Genomic DNA, 22,638 nt, shown 5'->3' with positions numbered 1-22,638 from the left:
AGGCGCTCGCCGACATGGCCCAGAATGAGCTGACGCAGCTGAAAGCCACACTCAACGCAGAGGGTCAATGCTGGGGCAACGACGAGCCCGGCCGTACCTTCGGCGAAAGCTATGAGCCCGCAGCGGAACAAGGGCTGGCGGGCTACAAGAACCTGGTCGACAACCTGCGCAGAATCGGTGACAGTGCCACCAACGTCGCCGACGCCTTCCACAACCAGGACCAGGAAATCGGCAGTCAGATCCGCAATCTGGAACCCGGTGGCCCCCAACCCGGTTGGAACACTCCTACCCCGTCATTCGACCAACCGCTGTCCGGTGCCGGCCGATCCCCAGCGGCGGCGCCGCCGAAGAGTTCTGCACCAAACCCAAGGGGCGGTACCGGCGCCCCGAACCCCAGCGGAAGCCAAGGCCCTGCCCCTCGATCCGAACAGCCGCAACCCGCATCGAACGGCAGTCCATACTCGCCATATCAACCGCTGTATCCCAACTATGGTCCGGACGCCGGCCAAGGACTGCCCGGCGGGCAGCCGATTGGCGGCCAACCCGGCTCCATCGCACCGCCGACCGCCAAGGATTCCGCGCCACCCCGTGCGGCGGCATCCCCGTCCGGAAAGCCCGAGCGCCCGCCGATCGCCGGGCGTTCGGACACACCATGGTCGGGGTCGGCGCCAGATACTCCGTGGCAACGAAAAGGGTCCGCACCGGGCGCGCCCAGCAAGGCGGGAGCACCGATATCCCCCACCGGGTCCGGCGCGCAGAGCCCACGCAACGCGCCTGGAGGTGTCCCTCCGCGAGTCTCTCCACCGCAGCCCGGCAGCCTGGGACCGGGACAGGCCCCCGCGAAGCGTGCGAAGCCCAGTCGAAACAAGAAAACTCGCCGCCCCCAGCCTGTTTCGGCCAAACCGAAACGGGTCGCGACCGACCAGGCAGCTATGGAGGTAGCGCGCCGGCTTGCCGCCAGACATGGCCTGCAAATCGTCGGGTTCGAGACCTCGGGCCTTGTGGAACGCACGGTGCGGGAGATCGCGGCGGCCGTCGACGACATACTCGGGAAATACCCATTCCTGAAGCTCGGCGGTATCGAGATCAGCGAGCTCGGCGACGCAGCATCCGATGTGAAGTGGAAGCGGGAAGTGGGCTGGATCATTCTCGACGGCGTCATGCTGGCCGACCTCGCCAAGCTCGCCGACATCGTCTCCGCCGCAACTCGATCAGGCGCGTCGGTACCCGGATCCGATGAACGTCCGATGTATTCGACGATCGTCAACGACCTCGGCCGAGTAATGGAGGCGGCCGCGGGTCCCACAGCACGCAAGCGAGCACAGGCAACGTTGATCGCCGAGTATCGGCGCATCAGCGGGCCATGGGACCGAACCGACACGCTGGCCCAGATCGTTGTCGGCTACCGGAAATGGCGCGCGCAACTGAGCGGCCGGTGTTTCTCAGGCCCTCGGTTCGAGCCCCGCGCGGCATTGATCGAAGCGTTCACCGAGGTCGAGCTGTGCGGTGACAAGGCCTGCGGACCGGCGAAAGTGTTGCACCAGTTGGTGGTCGAGACCGCGCGAGGGCGTTCGGACATCGGGTGACAGCGCCGCTTCTCCCCGGGATCCCCCCGGGTTTGCAGGACATGGTGTTCGGGCACATGCCGAACGCGATCATCGCAGGGATGCGGCGAGCCGCGGACGCCTGGTCGGACGCGGCCAACAGGCTCGTCGAGGTCCTGCGTGGACTCGAAGCCTCCGAGGCGCGCGCGCTGGAAGCGGCGACCAACGGTGCTACCGCCGACGCGATACGCAGCCAGTACAAAGGCCTCAAAGAAGATACGCAGCAAATGATTGCGTACTGCAACAGCATGGCGAAGCAGTTGTACGAGGGCGCCACCGCCCTCGAGCTCGAGGGGTACATGGTCAAAGGCATCATGTACGTGTTGCTGGCGCAGTTGGCTGTTGACCTTGCGTTCGGCATTGCTGGTGTCCCGGCGGCGACTGCTCATCGAGCTACCGCCGATGCGGGGTTAAAGACTGCATGGGGCGAGCTGCTGTTCGGAATGCGGCAGCTGATGACGAAGTTCGCGACGGAACGTCCGGTGCTGGCGATGGTGCTCCGGGGTGCGACTCGTGGCGCGATTGTCGGTGGCGTGAGCATGGGTGGTGTCCGTGCCGTCGCGGAATGGATTCAGGTCACGCACGGTGATCGCGAGGCGGTGGACTGGAAAGCAGTCAGGTTGGCGGCCGAGGCCGGTGCGATCGGCGGGGCAGTCGGCGGCGGAGTCGGCAGTATCGTCGCACCGGCGGTGACTCGCTTGGGGGCCGACGCCGCGTCCAAGGCCGCACAGAACACTTGGCGGGTCGCGGCCGTGGTGGCGGCGGGGGTTACCGGTGGTGCCGCAGGTGGTTTGGCGGCGGGACTATATACCGGCGGAAACCTGGCCGATGCGGTGCTGATGGGAATCGGCGGCGGTTTGATCGGTGGAGCCGGTGCGGGTTTCCGTGCCGTGCGGACCGCAGGTTACAACCCCGCTGCGGGTGCGGGCGCTGGCGGTAACCGGGCTGGGACGGAGCTCGGGCTCAACCAGCGAGGCGTGCGTGAACCCGTCACCGGGGCCGATGAGGGACAGGTAGCTCGGCCCGACGGGCTGACCCCGGAGATGATGGCCGCGGGTAAAGATGCCGAAGCAGCCGTCGCCCGCGACATGACTCCCGAAAAGATCGCGAGCATGGAGCCACCGCAGGCCCGCGCCGCCAACGAGTTCATGAAGAATCGCGCCGAGCCGTCCGGCGGGGCACGTCGGTTCGAGCCGATAGACAACGCCAAGCTCCAGCAAAGGGCCGATGCCGAAGCCCGAGCCAAGCTCGACAAATTGAATGTCGGCGAAGTGAAGCTGCCCCCCAACGCCGCAGGCAGGCCACCAGGTCCGGGCACCCCGCCTCCCGCGCTCGGCCACGGCAACGTCCGTCCGCCACAAATAGTCAGCCCTCACCCTTCGCCACCGTCGGGCGGTGGCCAGCATTCGCCGGGAGCGCGGCCGGCGACCGCCACCGTATTCGCACCGGCCGAAGGCGGGTTGGGTAGGCCGACCGGGCAGGTCATCGCACCAGAAGGCGCCGTACGCACTAGCCAGGACACACCGGGTCCCGGTGCCGTCGCGGATGCCCCAGCGAATCAACGCCCAGTCGCGGAAGCGACGCCGCAGGAGCCCGGGGCTCGAGTCGAGAACGAAGGCAAGATTGCAGGCAGCCCAGACGAAGCCGGTGGCGTATCGACTGCCGACGAGGTCGCCTCTCCTGCCACCGAGCAGGGCACGACAGCCGAATCAACCAGCACGCACGATAATTCGGTCTCCCAGACCGGGCAGGATGCTCCCGGGACCGCAGCTGGCCACGCGCACGGGGACTCCCCGCCCGCAGGCGATGGCGGCGGCGAGTTCGTGCCCGCGCAGGAAGTAGCCCCAGGCCAGCGGAACTGTGTTCCAGAGGCGTCCTCGCGCATCAATGAGCACATCAAGGAACAGACCGGGAAAGACGCCTTCGATCTGTCGGAGATCGGCAATCGGACGGCCGGATCCGAGGGTGTATACGGCGACCGCGTCGCGAGAGCAAGTCGCGGGAATTGGCTGACCTACCGCTCGCCGCAGGCATTGATCGAGCACGCTCAACGCACCGACGGGTCGATTTTCGGTGGTGTGCAGTTCAAGGATGCCGGAGCGCACGCGTTCGCGGTCATCAAGAACGCGCAGGGACATATCGAGGTGCACGAGCAGGTCGGCAACATGGTCCGCAAGATGTCCGGCGACACGGTCGAACACTGGAGGGTTGACACACAGGGGCGACAGGTCGGCGAGAAGACCACAACAACCGTGAAAGATGCTGTTGGGCAATGGGTTCGGGATCTGACCCCGCACGTCAAGAGCACGCACGGTATCGGCTTCAAAGCCGACGGCACCCCGATGATCCCACTCAAGCCCGGGGAGGCACCGCGAGGGCATGGCCCAGCGGACCCGATGAAGGGGTACCAAACGGACGGTGGGGCTGCCGTTCTCGACCGGCCGGTCGACGCGCCGGTACGCAACGAACACCCACCTATTCTCGAGCGGCCGGTCGACGCACAGGTAGGCAACGAACACACTCCCCTCGATCCGGAGGCCCAGGCCGCATTCGAGGACGCGTTTGCCCGTGACTTGGCGAAGCTGTTCGATGAGGGGATCACCGCACCACCGGTGACGCCGAGTCCCGCACCCGAGGCGAACGGCCCAGGCGCGCGGGCAAACTCGCCGGACATAGTTCCCGGCGACGCGCCCGCGCCGACGTCGCATTCCCGGGCTGAAGGCAACGACCTTGCGCCACCGCCCAGTCGACCGACAGCAGCAGCTCCCGATGCCGCGCCGTCAGCATCGCCCGGCCCTGTCATCGACGCGAGCAACCCAGGCGCGCAAGCAGCCACACCGAGAAGCAGCTCGGGCACCCCGTCATCGATACCGCCGCGCCCGACCGCGGACGCGAACAACCTGACAGCACAGTCGATCACTCCAAAGGCCGCTGACCAGACACCGACACGTACTGCCGCTGAAGCGAGCAATTTCGCAGCACACAGAAACCCAACGATCACAGGTTCGGATCACGCCCCGCCGAAAGCAAACTTCGATCACAGTGCCGGCCAAGTATCCCTGCCGAGGGCAGTTCCGGAGGTCACGCCACCGGAGACGCCACGACTGATCTCCGAAACTGGCGGTCCCGCAGCGCATGCGGCAACGCAGCACCAGGTCTCCGACCCAGCCAACCCCGCTGCCCGAGCAGGCGCCCCGACAACTGCTCCGACCCGCACACCGTTGGTACCGCCGGGCCCTGTCCCCGACACCGACGACCCCATGGCACAGGCCGCACCGGGAACGGTTACCGATCACGCGATCTCACCGCAAGCGCACACCCCGGGCACGAATGGTCTTGTGCCAAAGGCAAATACACACCAGGTCGCTGATACCAACCACCTCGGCGCACGGTCGGTTTCTCCGACGCAGGTATCGGGGCTCGGTCCCGCGACGACAAGTCCGCGCCCGCTCGGCGCCGAAGCTCTGAGTGGTTCACCGAGCCTGCTCGGCGCAACGAACGCGCGGCCGGACCTCGACGAGGAGGAGCCCGAAGAGTTCCCCGTGCGGGATATCCCCGAAGTCCCGGGTCCCCACCCGGGCAGCGTTCCGAATACCTATGTCCGACCCGTGCCGAACTTTGCGGAGGTATTGCCTCAGGAGTACACCTTCCCGAAGCCGGACTACATACCGCTGCCAGGTGTTCCCGACCCGCCGGAAGACGAACGGCCCGAGGACATCACGCCGCTGATTCCGCACCTGCCTGCGCAATCCCCGGCGAACCTGCCCCCCAAACCGGCCCCCATGATCTCACCGTTCAATGTCCCCGACGAGCCGGATGAACCGAACAGCCCGGTCTCGCCATGGACCGGAACGAAAACTCCGCTGGAGGTCGCACCGCCGGCCCACAGCGAAAACGCCGTGTTGTCCCCCCGGTTGCCTGCGACGCCGGAAACACCCCCGTGGGCCCCCCGATCCAGCCGCTACGCCACTCCCCCGGACCCGAGAACCCCAGGCGCGCCGGTCCCCCCGGTGTCGACGCCTCCCGGTCCCAACCCCGACAGCCGCGGCGAAATCCCCGACATCAGTGGGGTCCCTCGTATCGAAGGGCCACCGCCTCTGCAACGCACGGCACCAGGCAAGGAGGTAAAGAAGGGTGGTCTGTCCCCATGGGCAAGGCCGACCATGGGCGCCGATCCCAAGCGTAAACGTAAGAAGCAATCGGCCCCGCCGGTCGCACCGCCGGATTCGGCAACGCCTCCGACGCCAGCGTTGACGCCTGCCGAAGCAAAGCCTGCAAAGGCCAAGAAACGCGGTAAACCTGTACCGCCCGAAACCGCCCGGGAACCGGGATCTGCAGGGCGATCCCAACCGCCCGTTCCCAGCCCGGCCACACTGGCAGAATTCCTCGCTGCCAAACGCAACCGCACTGCGAATGCCGAACCCAACCGTCACCAGCCGCTGCCAGAAGCGGGCAAGGGCTGGCGGCCGCAGCGCATGGTGGATGAGCTCAAACTGGCAAAACGGGCCTACAACCTGAAAATTGCCAGAGATGCTGCTGTCGCAATGATTTACAGACTATTAGATTTGCTACCAAAATTGCATCCAGACGCGACTCCCGAGGAGATCCAAGACGCCTTCTATGCACTCCACGATCACGCGGCGGGCGGGATGGTCCCCCGTTCGGTATCGTTGGAAAGTCTGGTGCGTACCGGAAATCTGCGTGAGCTGATGTCGGCCGGAATCAACGCAATGTTCCGGAGCTCGGAAACAGACCCTTCCATACACACGACGCTGGACCAAGGTTTGGCGAAACTGCTGAAGGAGCCCAAATGGAAGGTGAAGGCTGCCGCACTCGGGCTCGATGTCGCCGCACTCAGCGCAGTAAAGGCGAGACTGCCGACCGAACCGGAGATCGACCCGGCGCATCTCCGAGCTATCGAATACATCGCTGAAGCCGGTCCGCTGTTGGACGAATACCGTCTCAGCATAATGGCGCGCAAGGAACGCTCGAACGAAACCAGACTCCTCAACCTACAGGACTATCTGCTATTCAAACCGCTGTCGCTGAATGAACTCGAGTCGGTTCACGGCGAGCTACGTCTTTTGCGCAGAGATTCGCTGGATAATCCTGATTTTCCCCTGCCCCGAAAAAGCCGTGGTCTGGTGGACGAGGCCGCACTGAAGGCAATGCTGCGAGCCGAGGACAGCACTGTCGTCGCTGTACAGGTGACCTACCACTACGACGCACACCACCACATACGCGACAGGAAGGGAAACGCCCTCGTCAGGAACATCGAGGTCCACCGGGACGAGGGTGTTGTCGATCCCGAGACGGCGATGAACAGCGATCCCGACCGATACGTTGTACCGATCGCCTGGGTCAACGGGCTGGGAAAATTCGACTTCCATCCGGAAGGCAAGTGGTTCGTCGATGTTATTCAAGCACTCAATATCGCAGCGGGTGCTGGAATTTCGGGCACCGAAACTCGATTGATAACGCACGGTATCTGGCTTGGGCTACTGGGCGAGCTGTTGCACGCATGGGCCCTCGCGGCGCTGACATTCACCTTCCCAGAACACCACACGGCGTATGAGGTCGCAAAAGGCATCCTGCTCGGCGGCTATCCTCTGGTGGACGAGACCGACTTTCCCAAACAAGGCGTCCGGGACATTACAGCGCTGCACCGGGCTTTTGATGCACTGATCACTGCTGCCGAACAGTCCGCACAGGTCGAGCCCGGACAACTCCACCAACAGTCCCCATCCCAGGAGCCGGGCGCTGATCAGACTTCCGCGACTGCTGGTGACGCACCCGCTGATAAAACGGCCGCGGCGCAGATCCAGCACAGCGGTGGCCACGGTGGGTTGTCCAACCGTGAGATCGAGGTGCGTGATTTAGCGGCCGCAGGAAAGACATACGGAGAAATCGCGGCGACGCTGGGAATATCGAAGACGACCGTCAAGACCCATCTTCGACGAATATCCCGCAAACTCGGTACCACCAGTGGCGATCAAGCCGAGACCGATCCAGTAGGCGATAGCCAGCCACCCAAGCAACCTGGAGGTGGGCCGCGAGCCGACGGACCACCCGGTGTGGAGTCCTACAATCGCGACCCCGAGCTGGCCGAGGTACTCGACTTGCGGCCAACTCGCCGGCGTCCTGGCGGCCTGGACTACAGGGCCCCAACGAGCGGCGGGGCCGAGCAGGGATCGACGGCTTCCGGCGAGCGCCCTGCTGGGCAAGTCTCCAACGCGCGCAGTCAGGAGCGGATATCCGAGGCGGTGAAACGCTTCCGACAGGCCGATGCGCGGGTCGATCAGGTCCGGGCAGCGTTGGACGCGGCGCGGGCGAACGCGAGCGAGCCTCCTAGCGCCAGGCTCATGGCCCTGCTCGCGGAAATCGATGTAGACCTGCTGCGGTCGACACAAGTGGATGTTGCCGCGGAACACGATGCTGCAGTGGTGGATCCGGATACCGCGACGCCCGAAGACCTGGCGCACTATCAGAAGCTGCGCCACATGGTCGGCGCACTGGAGGAACTGTCGGCCGCGCACTCAGCAATGCTGGCCGGCCAACAGCTGAACCTCACCGGCGAGGAAGTCCAGCGGCTCGTCCACTACTTCCACGGTCAGGCATATCGGTCGCAGATGTTGCGGCGCATCGCAGCCGACGCTCGGCAAGAGCAGCTCGTTCGCATGGTCCGTGAACAGGCAGGGCTGCCGCCGGAACGCGCGCATGGGCAGGAGGATCTCCGACTCGAACGCCCACAAGAAACGCGCCAGTGGATTGTGATGGACGACTTGCGTCTCGGGCATCAGCCGCAGGGATCCGATCACTCCGTGGTGGATCCGAACTCCACCCCGAATCAGTTACGGACCGAACCGACCTCCGACCTCTCTGCGCTTCTGGCCGATATTCGCGAGTCCGGCATCGAAGCACGACTAGTTGTCGGCGGCGGTCACAGGTTCCGGCCAGCAGAACCAGGCGAGGTATTCGCCAACATCGATCAGGCGGCGCGCCCTGACCTGATCACTGATGTCCGCGATATGCATGCCATTCCGGCGGGCGCATTCGACAAGGTCTACCTCGAACGGTTCCCACTGGCCTTCGTTACCGGGTCGCCTGGCGCAATGGCCGACGTCCACCGCGTCCTGAAGGCGGGGGGCGAGCTGCTGATCACCACTGGCATTCTGTCGATGACAACTGCTGACGACCGCCTCCACACCATCAACCGACTCGAGGAGGTCGGTTTCGAGCAGATCGAATTCCGGATAGCAAAAAATAGTCTCTTCACCGAAGAGCACCCAGACGACTGGTACGAAATCACCGCCGTTAAACCGAGCGCGCCACCACCCGTATCACAAGATTGGGGCGCGCCTGCCGAGCCCGATGGCACTGCGCAGCCACAGGCACCCGAGCCAGGTATGCCGATAGGGGGAGTTCCTGGCCCCCCGAGTTCTGGCAACACATCCGCCGACCCGCGGGCACCTAGACCGAGCGTCCCGAACAGCACGGTCCCCGCCGCACCGTTCTCGGTCGAGGGGATACTGGATGCCGGGCGAGGCGAGCCGGAACTGGTCCATCCGGTAGCACAGCCGATGCCCGGGATGCCGCAAGGCCAACTGGGGCAAGCATTTCCGCACAACATGCCGCCCGGCGACGGGAGTGGATACCAACCAGCGAACGGTTCCGGTGATCAGACCGCTCCGACGCGGGCCGAACTCGAGTCGCAGCGCGAGCATGCCCGCACCCCTGGGCCCACCCAGACTCCGTGGAAACGTGGCCGTCCGAAGAAGCCGTCGCAGCCGGCCGCCGGAACCAAGCCGGGCACAGCACCTGCCGAGGGCCCCACTGAGACACCCGCGCACGAGCCGTCTTCGACGCCTGCCGTATCGCAGACCAGCCGACCGCCGGAGGCTGCACCCGTCGCAGGCGCCGTCGTGCTGGAACCGAATGAAAAACTCGTCGGTCCGCGCGGCGACAACCGGAATTCGACCGCCAGTGTCGGTGTCGGCGAAACGGCGCCGAACTCGACCGGGCAGCCGAAGGTCACGCCCGATGATTCCGGGCGCCCTATGCTGTCGGCTCCCGAGGTCAAGGTACTCGAGCTGACTCTTGCGGGCCTGCCGATCGGCGCGATCGGCACGAGGCTCGGCTATAAACCGGAAACCGTTGCGGCACTGCTGGATCGCACATACGACACGCTCGGCGTCGAGGGACCGGCTCAGGCAGTGATCGCGGGGCTGCGCCAGGGCATCCTGCGTATCGACCCTGAGTGGCAGCAAGCGCTGCACGGTCGTGTCGAGGTGTCCGCTCGTGCGGTTCAGATTCTCCGTTTGGTGGCAGAGGGGCTGACGTACACCGAGATCGCTTCGAGACTGGCAGTCAAGCCGAGCACAGTCAAAGACCATCAGGATCGCACATTCGCGCGGCTCGGCGTCCACGACCGAACTCAGGCGGTGATCGCAGCAGTACGCCGCGGGCTCCTCGATCCCGACTCGGTGGCGTTGCCCGCGCCCAGCGCGACCGCGACTGCACTGCCTGGTTCCCGCGAGAACGCCCCTGCCACACAGCCCACTGCTACCACTGGCATCCCCGATTACGTTGTCGCCTGCCTCGTCCAATCTGTCCGCGCCACCTGGGCAGTCGGCTACGACAATGCCACCATCCCCGCCGAAAACGCCAACACTTGGAAGGAGCTCACAGAAAGCCTCCACGGCAGCGACTTCAACAGAATCCCGACATCAGACGCCACCTCCGTCGCCGAAGCAGTTTTCGAGATCATCGACACCGTAGGAAAACCGAACAACGACAACGACACCGTCGGAAAACCGATAGTCGACACCGTTGTCCTCGTGGTCGACTACGGCACCCACCTTCACAACATCACCGCCACCACCGTGGAAGGCGAAACCTACGTCTTCGACACCGAAATCCCACAACCATCCGAAACCTCAACCGAACCGAAACCCTCAACCGACCCGGAAAACGAACCCCGATACATCCCCCGCCTCCGCCACCGCGACGTCTGGGTAAAGCTAGCCCCCACCCAAATCAACTTCGCCCAAATCGAAGACGCCTTCATCGTCGAGTACACCAGGAACGCGGAAGGCCAACTCGAACCCATACCCCAGACAGAGACCGAAGGCCCCAGCCCAGAACAACGACTGCGCAAGATCCTGGGCGGGCCCCAAGAACCCGGCGAAGCCGCACTACCCGACGAACCCGCAAAACGATTCTGGCAATGGATCCGCAGCAGGACTCCAAGGAACCCGGACATTGCCAAGCAGTACGCCGGCTCTATTGTGTCCTCGGTCTTCGGCAACGGATGGATGATCGGCGCCGGTCTGCTGGTTGTGGAATTGGATAATAATTCGACGGCTATGCTCGGTCCCCTGGCAGCTGCAACTCAAGCGATCACGCTGGCAGCTAATCTCATGGCTGGACCGATGGCACAGGGAGACACCCGTGAGGTGCTGAAATGGCTGTCGACAGCCGGGGCCGCGACTATGCTCGCCAGTGGCGCCTGGGTCCTGTTCGATTGGCCTGGAGCTGTGTGGGCCCTCGCGGCTGCGATGGTCCTCACATCGGCCAACGACACTATCGTCGGAACAGTCAACAGCGCCTTGGCCACATATGCGGCCAGAACAAAAGAAGAAGAAACTGATGTTTCAAATTATTCGCTGATTGAACGTGCTCTTGCCAGCTCGCTCGGCAAAGCCTTGGGCCCTATGATCGGAATCATCTCCTCTTGGGCCCCATTCTTGTTGAACTTCTTGTCCTATGCGTTCAATAGATGGATTCTGGGCAAAATACCCTCGGTGAAGCCGAAAGAAGAAGAGAGAGCAGATTTCTTCGACGGGGCCGAATTTCTGTGGAAAGACCAGTTCACGAAGGCCCACCTCCTCATAGGTATGCCGGCAGTCGCCGCGACCACAATAGGCGGCGTTCACTTGGTGAAAATACTCACGGATGCCGGAGTTCCGGAATGGATGAAAGGAATAATCCTAGCGGGGGTCAGCACCGGAATCGTTATAACATCGTTGGCTACAAAGATATGGCCGAAGTTGTCCGAAGCCACCAACATAAAATGGACCTACCCGCTCTCGTTGGCATCGTTGACGGCTTCGATGTCGGTGATGGCGCTAGCACCAGAACAACGGTGGCTTTGGCTGTCCGCGGCTATCGCCGGTGCAGTCAATATGCTCAACAACCAGAGGTATAATGCCCTCCGCAATTTCTTGGTTCCCAAGCCGGCCCGCCCTGGTGCGACGGCGGCCCTTAACATAACCGGCGCTCTGGGCGGAATACTCGGCGGCATGGCCACCACCCCGCTGATGGAAAACCTCAGCTCTCAATCAGTAGGCTTGGTAACCGCCTCAATGTTCGGTATATCAGCGTACGCAGCGGCGCGAGTAGGATTCAAAACCTACAATTACAAACACGTACCAGCATACGATGGGTCGATCAATTACCCCACCATGCGAAACGGCGCCCTCGACCTTGCCCGCATTGTCCGAGCATTCGGCGACAGCAACTCACCTGAACCAGACCCGACCCACCCCAAATGGAACGCCGACAACAACTGGAAACCCACCGAAGCCGAAATCGGCAACAAATTCCGGCGACAAGCAGGCAACGCGAACGATGCCCTCGCCCGCGCAATCGAAATGGTCCGCAAGAAAATAAATGGCATCGATTCGGTCGCTGTGATCGCCAGCGGCCGCGACAGCTCACACCCCTTCTATATCGTCAATGCCGGACGCCTGCCCGGCGAAGAAGAAGATCAAATCATCGTATTCGACTCCCTCGCCAATACCCCTGAGTCGATCGACGAAGACCCCGACATCGAAACCCCCCGAGTACGCAACTTGGATGGCGATAAGGATGGTAAAAACAAATGGCGCCGACCCAATTATGGCGAAGAAATCACACTCTTCCTCGCTCCCTTCGAGTTCAAGGACGGCAGACCGACCGCACCCAGCTGGCTACTCCTGCCCCGCATATTCAACAGGCATCCCAAAATGATGAAAGGCCAACTCGAGGACCGCCCCGCCCCCCCTGACCCCGACCGCCACGAATCCGCACAGGAGCTGATGGAGACACTCACAGGAGGATCCTCGCGAGACGAACTTCGCGAGCAAGCCAGACGAACGGGCTGGGACCGCACAGTCGTCGCAGCACTACGCGAAGCGATCACCTCCGGCGGGATGGCCACAGATCAGCGACTGCCTACCCCTGAACAACTCGCCGCGTATTTGGGAATGGCATCAGCGATCTCCATGCGCAAGGGCTACCAACAACTGAGCGACGAGGGCTACCTGGCCAACACGGACAATGTCACCATCGTCGCGAGCCCCGAACACTGGACCGAGCCCACACCACCCGACAATGCCCCGTACACGCTGCACGACAACTTCCACCAACCAGCCGCACTCGATCTCCATGACAAGAACCAGCCCACACGATTGAAGGGTGGGACCGGATTCGCGGGGCTCCCCGAGAACGTCGTGGGCTTCCACCATCCACCTACCAGCGACAACCAACCGGAATCGGCCAGCCCCGAACCGCCTGCGTCGGACCAGACACCAGGGCAACAGACCGCCCGGACCGATCCGGCGGCCGCGCGCGCCGAGGGTTCCCTGGACAGACCCACCGGCAGTGACGATCTGGCGATCATTTCAGCAGCGAAATCCGACGTAACGCCGCCGAGCAGTCCCGACGAGGAGGCGATCGACGAGCCGATAATGGGTAACACGCGCTATGCATCAGCTGCGAACGTGCCCGCCCTGGTCGCCGCGAATGTGCCCGCATTAGTCGCCGCGAATGTGCCCTCGTTGTTCAAGTCGGACCTGGGTTGGCGCGAGCAGCGCATGGAAGAGGCCCTGCTGGCAGCGGCGCTCTACAACAGGCCTGAATCCAAGCAGGCAGCCGTTGCGGTACTGAAACGAATGATCGAAGTTCAGCTCGCGTTGCACGAGGCGACTCCGGAGCAGATCCGCAACTCTCTTGACGCGGAAGAGAACAAGCTCTGGGGCGGGATGGTGCATCGTTCGGTCCCGCTGGAGGAACTACTGCGCACCGGCAACATGCGCGAGCTGATGTCGGCGTTGCTCAATGGGGTAGTCAGGAACGCGGAACTAAAGAAGACCTCCGCCGGCACCACCATGTTCGAGGGTCTGGCCATGCTCATGAACCAGCCCGGCTGGCAAACGAGCGCAGCCGCAATCGGACTCGGTGTCGACGCGCTCGAGACGGTACAACGGGCGTTCGAGAGAGCGCATCCCGGAGCACCGATCACGTGGAACGACCTTCGTGCGATCGAGTATGCAGCGCATGACACCGAGGTGGCACGGCGCGTGCGCGACGAGTACGTGCGCAGGAGTGAGGCGACCCGCAACAGGTCCGACCAGGTGAGCCTGCGCAGGCATTTCACGGTGCAGGACTGGGCGCTGATGGGAATGCCGTTGTCCGTGCGGGAATTGGAGGCCGTCGAAGGCCCGCTGAGAGTACTGCGCATAGACAAGCTCGATCCGAATCACGCACTGCCGCGCGACCCTCGAGGCCGGGTCGACGAGAACGCACTGGAAGCCCTGCTGAAGGCCGAGGACCCCACCGTCAGCCATGTACTGCCGCTCTACCGGTATCGCGCAGGCGGGCGCAACGAGCGTGTCCGCGACGCTGACGGTTTTGCGGTCGTGGAAGGTGTTCTTGTCTACCGAGACACCGGAGAGACGGTCGACGCCGAGGCGGCGCTTGCACTCGACCCCAACAGATTCGCGGTACCGCTGCCTTGGCGACCCGGTGTGGCGCTTGTCGACTTCAAACCGAAAAGCGCCTGGTTCCAAAGGATGGCCGTCGAACTCGGAATCGGTTTGGCGGCAGGGATTTCCGGCACCGCTGCTCGATTCATGTGGGTATTCGATGCGCTGGGGATGCCGGAGTACCTGAGGCGCGCTTTCCGCGGGGCGGTAATAGCGTTCATGCTCTCCTATCATCACACGCTGGACGAGGTCGAAGAAGGCCTGCAGATGGTCGGCTCTGGATTACTCGCCGAGGCGATGTCCCCCGACCAGGACGGCTACTGGCTTGCGCTGCATCGAGCGGCAGCGGAACTGGCCACGCCCATCAGCTCCGCAGGACCTCACAACCCCGAGGCTCTCGGTCATCATGCCCCGCAGGCTGGCCGCTCCCCTTGGGCACAGCGACGAATGCCCGGTCAGAAAGCGGCCCAGAGCTCCGGACCCACCGGCAAAGGTCAGGATCGAGGCGAGACGTCCAACGGGTCAACCGCAGACCTCGGCGGTGCACCGCAGGCCACCTCCAAGCAGAAGTCGCCGTGGAACCGCCGCAAGCGGACTCCCACGGAACCGACTCCCAACCGCGCAGCGCTCGAGCAACGCAAAAAGCCTGCCGCGCCTGCGAGCCCGTGGGCCGCAGGTCCGGAGGAGGAGTTGGGACTTGCTGGGCGCCCGCCGAAGCCGGCTCACCTGGGGATCGGTCACGAGCCGAGTAACGCCGCGCGCACAAATGGTCCGAACACCTCCCCCTCCCTCGACGCACGAGCTGAAGGCCAGGACAGCGGGACGTCCGGAGGCAATCGCGACGACCGATCGACACCCAACGTCCGGAATGAACCTGCTCCGTCGGCTGAGAAGAGGCATCCAGACGGTGGCCCGGGAGACTCCGGCAGTTCCGACGCAGCACCTCCGCCTCGCAGCGGACCTTCGAACCCGTATCCGAAGATCGAGCTACACGTGCATCTCGAGGGCACGATCCGACCGGAAACATTACTGGAGATGGCCATCCGTAATGGTGTGGAGCTGCCTGCGGACAATGCCGATGCATTGTCTGAGATGTATAAGTACCGCGACTTCGGCCACTTTCTCCAGATGTGGCGCACCACTACCGGTGTCATGCGGACGGAAGAAGACTTCCGCCAAGCCGTGATCGATTACGCCAAAGAGGCGAAGTCCCACGGTGTGGTGTATGTCGAATTCACCTTCTCTCCCATCAATCGCAATAAATGGGACGGTATCCCCTACGAAGCCATGTTCAACGGTGTCGCTGACGGCATTACTGTCGCGGCAGAACAATATGGTGTCATCATGCGGGCAATGCCCAGCCTGATCTGGGGAGAACCGCCCGAAGGGGCTGAAGAATGCGCCCGGTGGGCCGTACTATACAAAGACCGAGGCATCGTCGGCTTGGACCTCAGTGGTAATGAACTGGCGCGCGGCGACGTCTCGCAGTTCGATCCGGCGGTAGCCATAGCCCGCGCAGCCGGGCTGGGGATCGTGCCGCACGCTGGGGAAGCCGGAGGCATCGACGCCATTCGGGAGGTCCTGCGTTGGAATCCGGACGGGCTGCAACATGGCATCGCCGCCGCAGGCGATCCCGCCCTGATGGCCGAGCTCGTCGCTCGGAACATCGTTCTGCGCGTAACCCCGACCTCGAATGTGGGCACCAACGTGGTGGCCAACGTGGAGGAGCATCCCTTACCGCAACTGCTCGCCGCCGGCGTCCGCTGCAGTATCAGTACCGACGACCCAGCTCTCTTCGGTACCGACCTCGGCAAGGAATACGCCTTGGCCGAGCAACTCGGTATCAGTCCGGCCGCCGCCTACCGAGCCGGGGTCGATGGCGCATTGTGTGACGCTGCCGTGAAGCAGCGACTGCGTGAGATCGGCGAGGAAGCGTTCGCAGACCCGGGCGACCCCGAGTTGGCACGGCCGGTTTCTCCACCGGAATTCATGGAGATCCTGGCAGAGGGGTCGTCGAGAGACGAGCTTCTGGAACAGGCGAGACGCAAAGGCTGGCGCGATACCGTCGTTTCCGCGGTGCGCGAGGCGATCACCTCCGGTCGGTTGGCCACAGGCCGGTCACTGCCTACACCCGAAGAACTCGCGGAGCATCTGGGCATGGCGTCGGCGGTCTCCCTGCACAAGGGCTACCAGCAATTGACTGGTGAGGGGTACCTGGCGAGCAGCGACGAGCTCGGCACCACCGTGGCGAGTCCAGAACATTGGACCCAGGCCACACCGCCCGATAATGCTCCGTACACCGCGCACGACAACGACTTCGATCACCGAGCAGCGCTCGATCTCCCTGACAAGAAGCGCCCCGGGCAATCTTTGGGTGGGCCTGGATTCGCGGGTCTCCATGAGGGCGCCGTGGCCTTCCATCACCCACCTGCCGACGACCATCACCAAGTCAGCGCAGATGCAGAAACTCGGATGCCCGTGCGGGTTGAGCTGCCGGCGCCGGCGCGCCGGGCACTCGAGAAGGCCGAAAGCAAAGTCCAGGAGGAGGTGGACGACGCACTGCGCCCTGCTCAGGCGCTCTACATGAAGGCTCCGGAGCTGCAGCAGAAGGACCTCACGAAGGCGCTCATGGCCCTGGAGTACCGCCACAAAGTTCTCGTCGACCGAATTCTGCGACGGCTCGTCTTCGATGAGACGGCGGCGCGGGCGTTGGCAGACACCGAGACGCTGCCCAAGCTCAACGAGCGTTTCAAGCCGGTCGGACGGCATATCGAAGCCGGGCACCGATACGTGAACGAGGTTCGCACAGCATTGGCGGTGCTGGCCGCCAGGGAACGCCTGGCGACGTACGGCGGGATCCGGGTCGCCGAGGGGGTCGTGCGGGTCGGCGACCGTCTTATCGTCGAATCACCGCTGCTCGGGCAGCAGCGGCTGCTGGACAAACTGGCGCCTGGCTACCGAAAGCACGCTGAGCGGGCCGGGATTTCGATCGAGTATCGGCGGGTCCTGGTCGGCGAGGACGGTCAGCTGACCGTCGAGCCGGTGACCGGTGTCCATGACGAGCCCGAGCCTGGCATGCGGTACTACGTCGACACAATGGACATCGCGTGGATGAACGACCTCACCGATGAGCGGTCCTTCGCCGAGAAGCTGGCCGCAGCGGAAAAATCTGGTCGGAAAGACCGCACGCCCCGCAAGGACTATACGACGGACCCCACGACGTCCGAGGCCGTGTGGTTGATCGAATACAACAATGGTTTCCGGGTGATCGAGAAGTGGGCCCGAGATCTGGATCAGGCCGATGCCGAGTGGTTGGGGACGAGAACCCTCAGGGATGTCGGCGTGCAGGTTCCAGAAATTCTGCGCCGCGGCGACCTCATGTTTCTCATCGAGTATGTGCCCGGCGTCGACGCGAAGCGGGTGGATCCGACTTATCGAGGGGATCCGTGGGAACGCTATTTACATACGCGGCAAGCGAAGCGTGCGGGCGTCGGTGACACCCTTGTCGGCCCGATGGACCGGATCGAGGGTGGCAACTGGCGCCTTCAGCAAGAGTTCCTGATGTGGTTCTTCGACCTCGGTATGAGTCAGATGGAGGAATTGCCGGAACTCGGCTTCGTTAATAACTTCTACCATATATCCAAAGGTCAGATCCGGTGGCATTCGCACGATATTCCGAAGGCGGAGCTGGCAGCCGACCGGGAACGAATCATGGCCTCGGAATCGGAATACCTGGCTCCTCGGGACAGATCCACGTGGTTCGAGAGGGTACTGCGCCGGTTTACCGAAATCGAGAAAAACGCGAGGGAAGATCCGCGGCCACCTAGCACCGACCCCGACGCGACGCTGCAGGTTCTGGAACACCTTCTCAACTCCCAGGCGCGGGCGCTCGGGCTGCCGCGGATGTATGAACCCAGGACGCCGCAGCAGTGGCGCGAGGTGGTCGCAGACCTGAGACAGCAGGGAACCGAGAACCCGAGGATTGCCCGTGGCATCGAAAGACTCGACCTGCTCGTCAAACTTGCCCATACGGTGCGAATGAGCGAGGTGAGCGCCGAGGAGCTCGACGAGGACGCGTGGCCGGGCTTGACCGAAGCCTACCTGCAAGCCGTGAACCAGCGGCTCGCCGATCTGGCGGAGGGTGCGCGGTATCCGAATCCATCCGGCGAGTCCGACGCGGAATGGCAAGCGCGCTTCGACCGCGAAATACAGGCCACAGTAGCCGAATCCGCTCCGTCGGCTCGGGGTAGTGCGACCTCCGCCGACGAAACCGATTCGACTACAGACAGTTCCGCATCGCGACAGCACACCGGGTCGCGGGAACTGATACCAGCCCCGCCGGGCGCGAGTGTGGTGCCCACGAACCTGGGCGACGCCCGGGTCGAAGGAAACGGACTGAAGCCGTCGCGCGGTGATGTGCGCAAAGTGGCCGTGCTCAACGCCTTCAGCCCGGAAAGTGGGGCATCCAAAGGCAATCCAGACCCTGAGGGTGGCAAGGCGAGCGCGTTCGGTCAGCCGAGACCGTCCACAGCTTCGGGGTCGTCTGATGAACCGAAGGGATCGCCGGCCACTGGCGACCAACTGCCACACAGCTCGTCGAACACCATCCCCTCTCGCGAAGAGTTCCTGCAAAACTTCCCGAAGGTGCCTGTCGCCGAGGCATTTTCCAGCCCCGCCGATATCGCTCGGAGCTTCGGGCTCGACGAACGTGGGGCACAGACAGTCGAGAAGGCCTACCAGATCGCGTTGCGGCACATCGCCCCGTTCAACACGTGGATCGCCGACAGCATCCTGCGCCAGCTGCGTGACGAGGCGAACAAAGATCCGAACCGGCGCTTTGTCTTCATCGGCCGCGATGGTCACATCCTGGCGGCAGGGGTGCGTGGCAGGGATCCCGATTTCTTCGCCGAGCGGTGCGTCGAGATCGTGCTATCCCGTCAAGTAATGGAGATGGTGGCCCGGGACTACGAGGCCACGAAGGACACCACGCTGCTGCTGCCGTCGTCTTTCCGCATCGAGCTGGAAGGCGATCCGAACTGGGAGGCGATACGGGAGCTGGTACCGGGGTCGTGGGAGAACTTCAAGGCATACCTCAGCCGATTGGGTCTCGACGTGAGTGCGCTGACGGTAATCGATAACAGCCTGCGCGGCAGAACACAGGAAGTCATCGCTCAGCTTTTGAAAGGGGTCGATATTCGGGGGCACTACGCGTTCTTGACGATCGATCCCGACGATCCGAATCCGCACCGCAAGACCGGACATGTCTTCCATCTGCCGGCCAGCCATTGGCAAGGCGGCCACACCGGCTTCCTGCCCGATGCGGAGAACCTCACGTTCCTGTGCAACCAGGCGCTGTATGTGATCGAGTCGCTCGTTCCTGGACCAGCGCCTTCTGCCAAGGCCATCACCCCGGACGGCCCGGACCAAACGCAACCCGAAGCGCGCCTTCCCAGCAGGTACTTCCCGGAGCCGATCGACAAACGTTACTGGGAACCTCATGTTCCTGAAGCGAGCAAAACCGCTGTCCTGCTGGCCGCGGAGCATCATGCACGCAGCGGCAGCCCCGGGGACCTGCACTCTTTTCCTCAGCAGGTGCGGTCATGGATGCTCGACGGCGAAGTCTGTGACCCGGATTTGGCGGCGCTCATATCAGCACTCACACCCCATAGCAGGAAGTACCCATTGGGAACAGTCGCACCGCTGGTGAATCATCCAAGTGAACCTGCTCCCTCAGCACCGGAGAGTGCGGTCACTGTCGGCGAAACCTATTCGGCTACAGACAGTTCCGAGGCACCGCATCCGAATAGGCCACGGCCAACGTTGCGAGGCGCCAATGTGATCCCGAATATCGAGCACAACGATCCGGCCACTGACGACCAAATGCCGCGCAGCTCGTCGAACAATGGTGTCCCACCCGTCTCCGGCAAATCTGCTCCACCGGATCAGGACGTCGCCATGGCTGGCGGCGAAAACAACTCGGCTGCAAGTGGTTCCGTGGCGCAACCTCGTCCTGGGCCGCAGGAGCTGCGGCGGGCGATGCGGGCCGCGGCGGCGCGGGCCGCGGGGGGTAGCACTCCGGTCAGGTCCGGTCCGGAAAGACGGCCGCGCCTACTGACCGATGGGTCCGATGCGGTTTCGGATGCAATTCCGATCGGTCAACTCCTCGATGTCGGTGCCAAGGATGCCAATAACCTGATATTGGCGAGGCAGCTGCAAGGAATGACTGGACAATTCGGCCCGTTCTGGATGGACGTCGAGACAAGATATATTACCCGACATGAGAATGCGGAAATTGCGGAATCTTTGGAGATTTCACTGCGATCCGAGAAAGGCGAGATCGCAATCGGCGTCTACGGCGTTATCCGCGACGAGCACGGCGCGGAGGTCGGCTGGATGAGACGCCGGTTCCAATTCGACGACCAGGGTCGAATAATCGCGTACCACGATGCACTCGACCTCGAGGAGCAGGCCCGCGGTAAAGGATTTTCGAAGGCGTTGAACAGGCCAATGGACGACTATTATCGAGTTTCAGGTGTCCACGCGATATATTTCCTTGCCGCTGGCGAGGACGGCGGCCTGGTCTCGGCACTCAACGGATCAATTTGGAACCCGGACCCGGCCAAATTGGCCGAAGCCAAGGAAAATATAGGACATCGAATTCGCCTCGTTTACAAGAACGCGACTCCTGGAGATCGACAGTTGTTGGACGAAATCTGGGACAAGTTCGGCGGACCCGTCGCCGACTATCCCACGCCGCTCGAAATCGCGCTGCTGAAAGGCAAGGACGATCGACAGCTGGGTGCACACGTGATGAGGGGATCGAAATGGCCCGCAAAGAGAATCCTGTGACTTCGACACCGGGCGAACGGGGATTCCTCACACAGCACAATAGGGTAACCACCGAGCATCCTCTTGCCTGCACATTGGCAGCAGAGGGGCCGGAGGGCTGGCGTCGGGTGGACGCGGTATTCGCGGTAACCGTTGTCGGCGAGATCGGTCAGCTTGTGTATTCCGATGGTGAGCGCGTAGTTCCGATGAGCCCACCGGAGACGGTGCTTGCACTGGTCCGGGAACTCCGGGTGGACGCCGCGAGGTTCAGCACGGGACCGTGGTGGCGAATGCTATTGGTGTTGGCCAGTTCCGGAGAGTTGGAGATCGACTACGACTACGGCGAGGAACCGTTCCCTTCGAGTCAGATGTTCACGCCGGAGGCGTATCGCGCGGACCTCGAAGCGTATCCGCGCGATAACGTGCCGGTATGGCTGGCGGCTTATATCGGCCACGGGGATCGGCAATTGCGCTCTCCGCAGGTGGCTGCGGCCCAGGCTCGGGCCGACCGGGCCGAGCGAGTGTGGGCGGTGTTGGCGGAGAACGAGTTTCCGCCGTTCCCGGTGATGTGGGCACGGTGGGCGACGATCTCGGCGGCATTTGTTGCGGCCAAGTCGGATTGGGGGCCGCGGATGCTGCCGTGGACCGGTGTGTTCGAGGGGTCCGGTCGGGGTGGGTCGACGTTGTATGCGCTGCCTGCGGGGCGGGGCGTGTTGTCAGGTGGAGTGTGGAATGCGCCCACGTTGGATGCCGTGTACAACGGTGGCGCGCCGATGCCGAAACTCTATGCGGGGGCACCAGATTGGGTGGTCGACTCCGTGCTGAATCCGCGCACGGCTTCGGGGCTGCTGTCGTTCTGCTACTGGTGGGAGGCGGGGCGGTGGTATCGAGGACAGTCCCCCGGCGCTGGTGATTGCGCTACGGCCCTGCCAGGGGTGTGGACCGGCGATACGACGATAGGGATCGTCGCGAGGCTGGTTGCCGACGATTCCGACAACGATGCGTCGGAGGCGATCGCGGCGCTGTTGGCTGCCGCCGAGACGGGCTCGGTGACCCGTGCGACGCTGGCCGAGGTGTTCGGCGATGACGGGCGCTTCGATATCGATGGTGCGCTCTATCAGTACTCGGCGGCTGGGCTGGTATCGACGACACCGGAGCCGATGCCGGCGGAGGAGGCGATCGCTCGGGTACGGGACTACATCACCGGACGTGGGCTGGACACTTCGGGATATCCGTTGTCCCAGTTGGTTGCCGACCGGTTCGACGTCGGGTGGATGGTGTACGTGCCGGTGGCCGAGGACGAGATCGCTATCGGCCGGGCGATCTTCTACATCGGCGACGATGGGGTGCTCGAGCCCTCGTCGTCGTCCATCGCTCCTGGGATTTACATTGACGACTTCACACAGCGGTTCTCCGAACGCCATGGTTCGGTAGCCGGATCAGGTTCGAAGGAGTAGTTA

At 63.4% G+C, this 22,638-nt stretch carries 3 protein-coding genes; all 3 read left to right on the top strand.

Going from position 1 to position 22,638, the window contains the following annotated elements:
- Positions 1-932: 932 nt before the first annotated feature.
- From ACLMAL_RS05625 to ACLMAL_RS05615, 3 genes are read left to right on the top strand one after another with little or no spacing between them, the layout of a single operon-like run.
- Complete coding sequence (locus ACLMAL_RS05625; protein ID WP_411998088.1) at positions 933-1,586, top strand: hypothetical protein; 654 nt, start codon at positions 933-935, stop codon at positions 1,584-1,586.
- 56 nt (positions 1,587-1,642) lie between these two features.
- The gene (gene add / locus ACLMAL_RS05620; RefSeq protein WP_411998087.1) at positions 1,643-21,199 is read left to right on the top strand and encodes an adenosine deaminase; all 19,557 of its coding nucleotides are present in this window, start codon (positions 1,643-1,645) and stop codon (positions 21,197-21,199) included.
- Positions 21,196-22,635 (top strand): hypothetical protein, encoded by a 1,440-nt coding sequence (locus ACLMAL_RS05615; protein ID WP_411998086.1) that lies wholly within the window; start codon positions 21,196-21,198, stop codon positions 22,633-22,635. The genes add and ACLMAL_RS05615 overlap by 4 nt, the downstream gene beginning before the upstream one ends.
- Positions 22,636-22,638 lie beyond the last annotated feature (3 nt).

The organism is Nocardia sp. CWNU-33, assembly GCF_046764895.1.
Lineage (GTDB): Bacteria > Actinomycetota > Actinomycetes > Mycobacteriales > Mycobacteriaceae > Nocardia.
This window is presented reverse-complemented; position numbering and strand designations above follow the sequence as displayed.

Excerpts from the sequence above, each read along its gene's own strand:
- ACLMAL_RS05625 (WP_411998088.1), top strand. The coding sequence starts at position 933 with ATGGAGGTAGCGCGCCGGCTTGCCGCCAGACATGGCCTGCAAATCGTC.
- add (WP_411998087.1), top strand. The coding sequence starts at position 1,643 with ATGCCGAACGCGATCATCGCAGGGATGCGGCGAGCCGCGGACGCCTGG.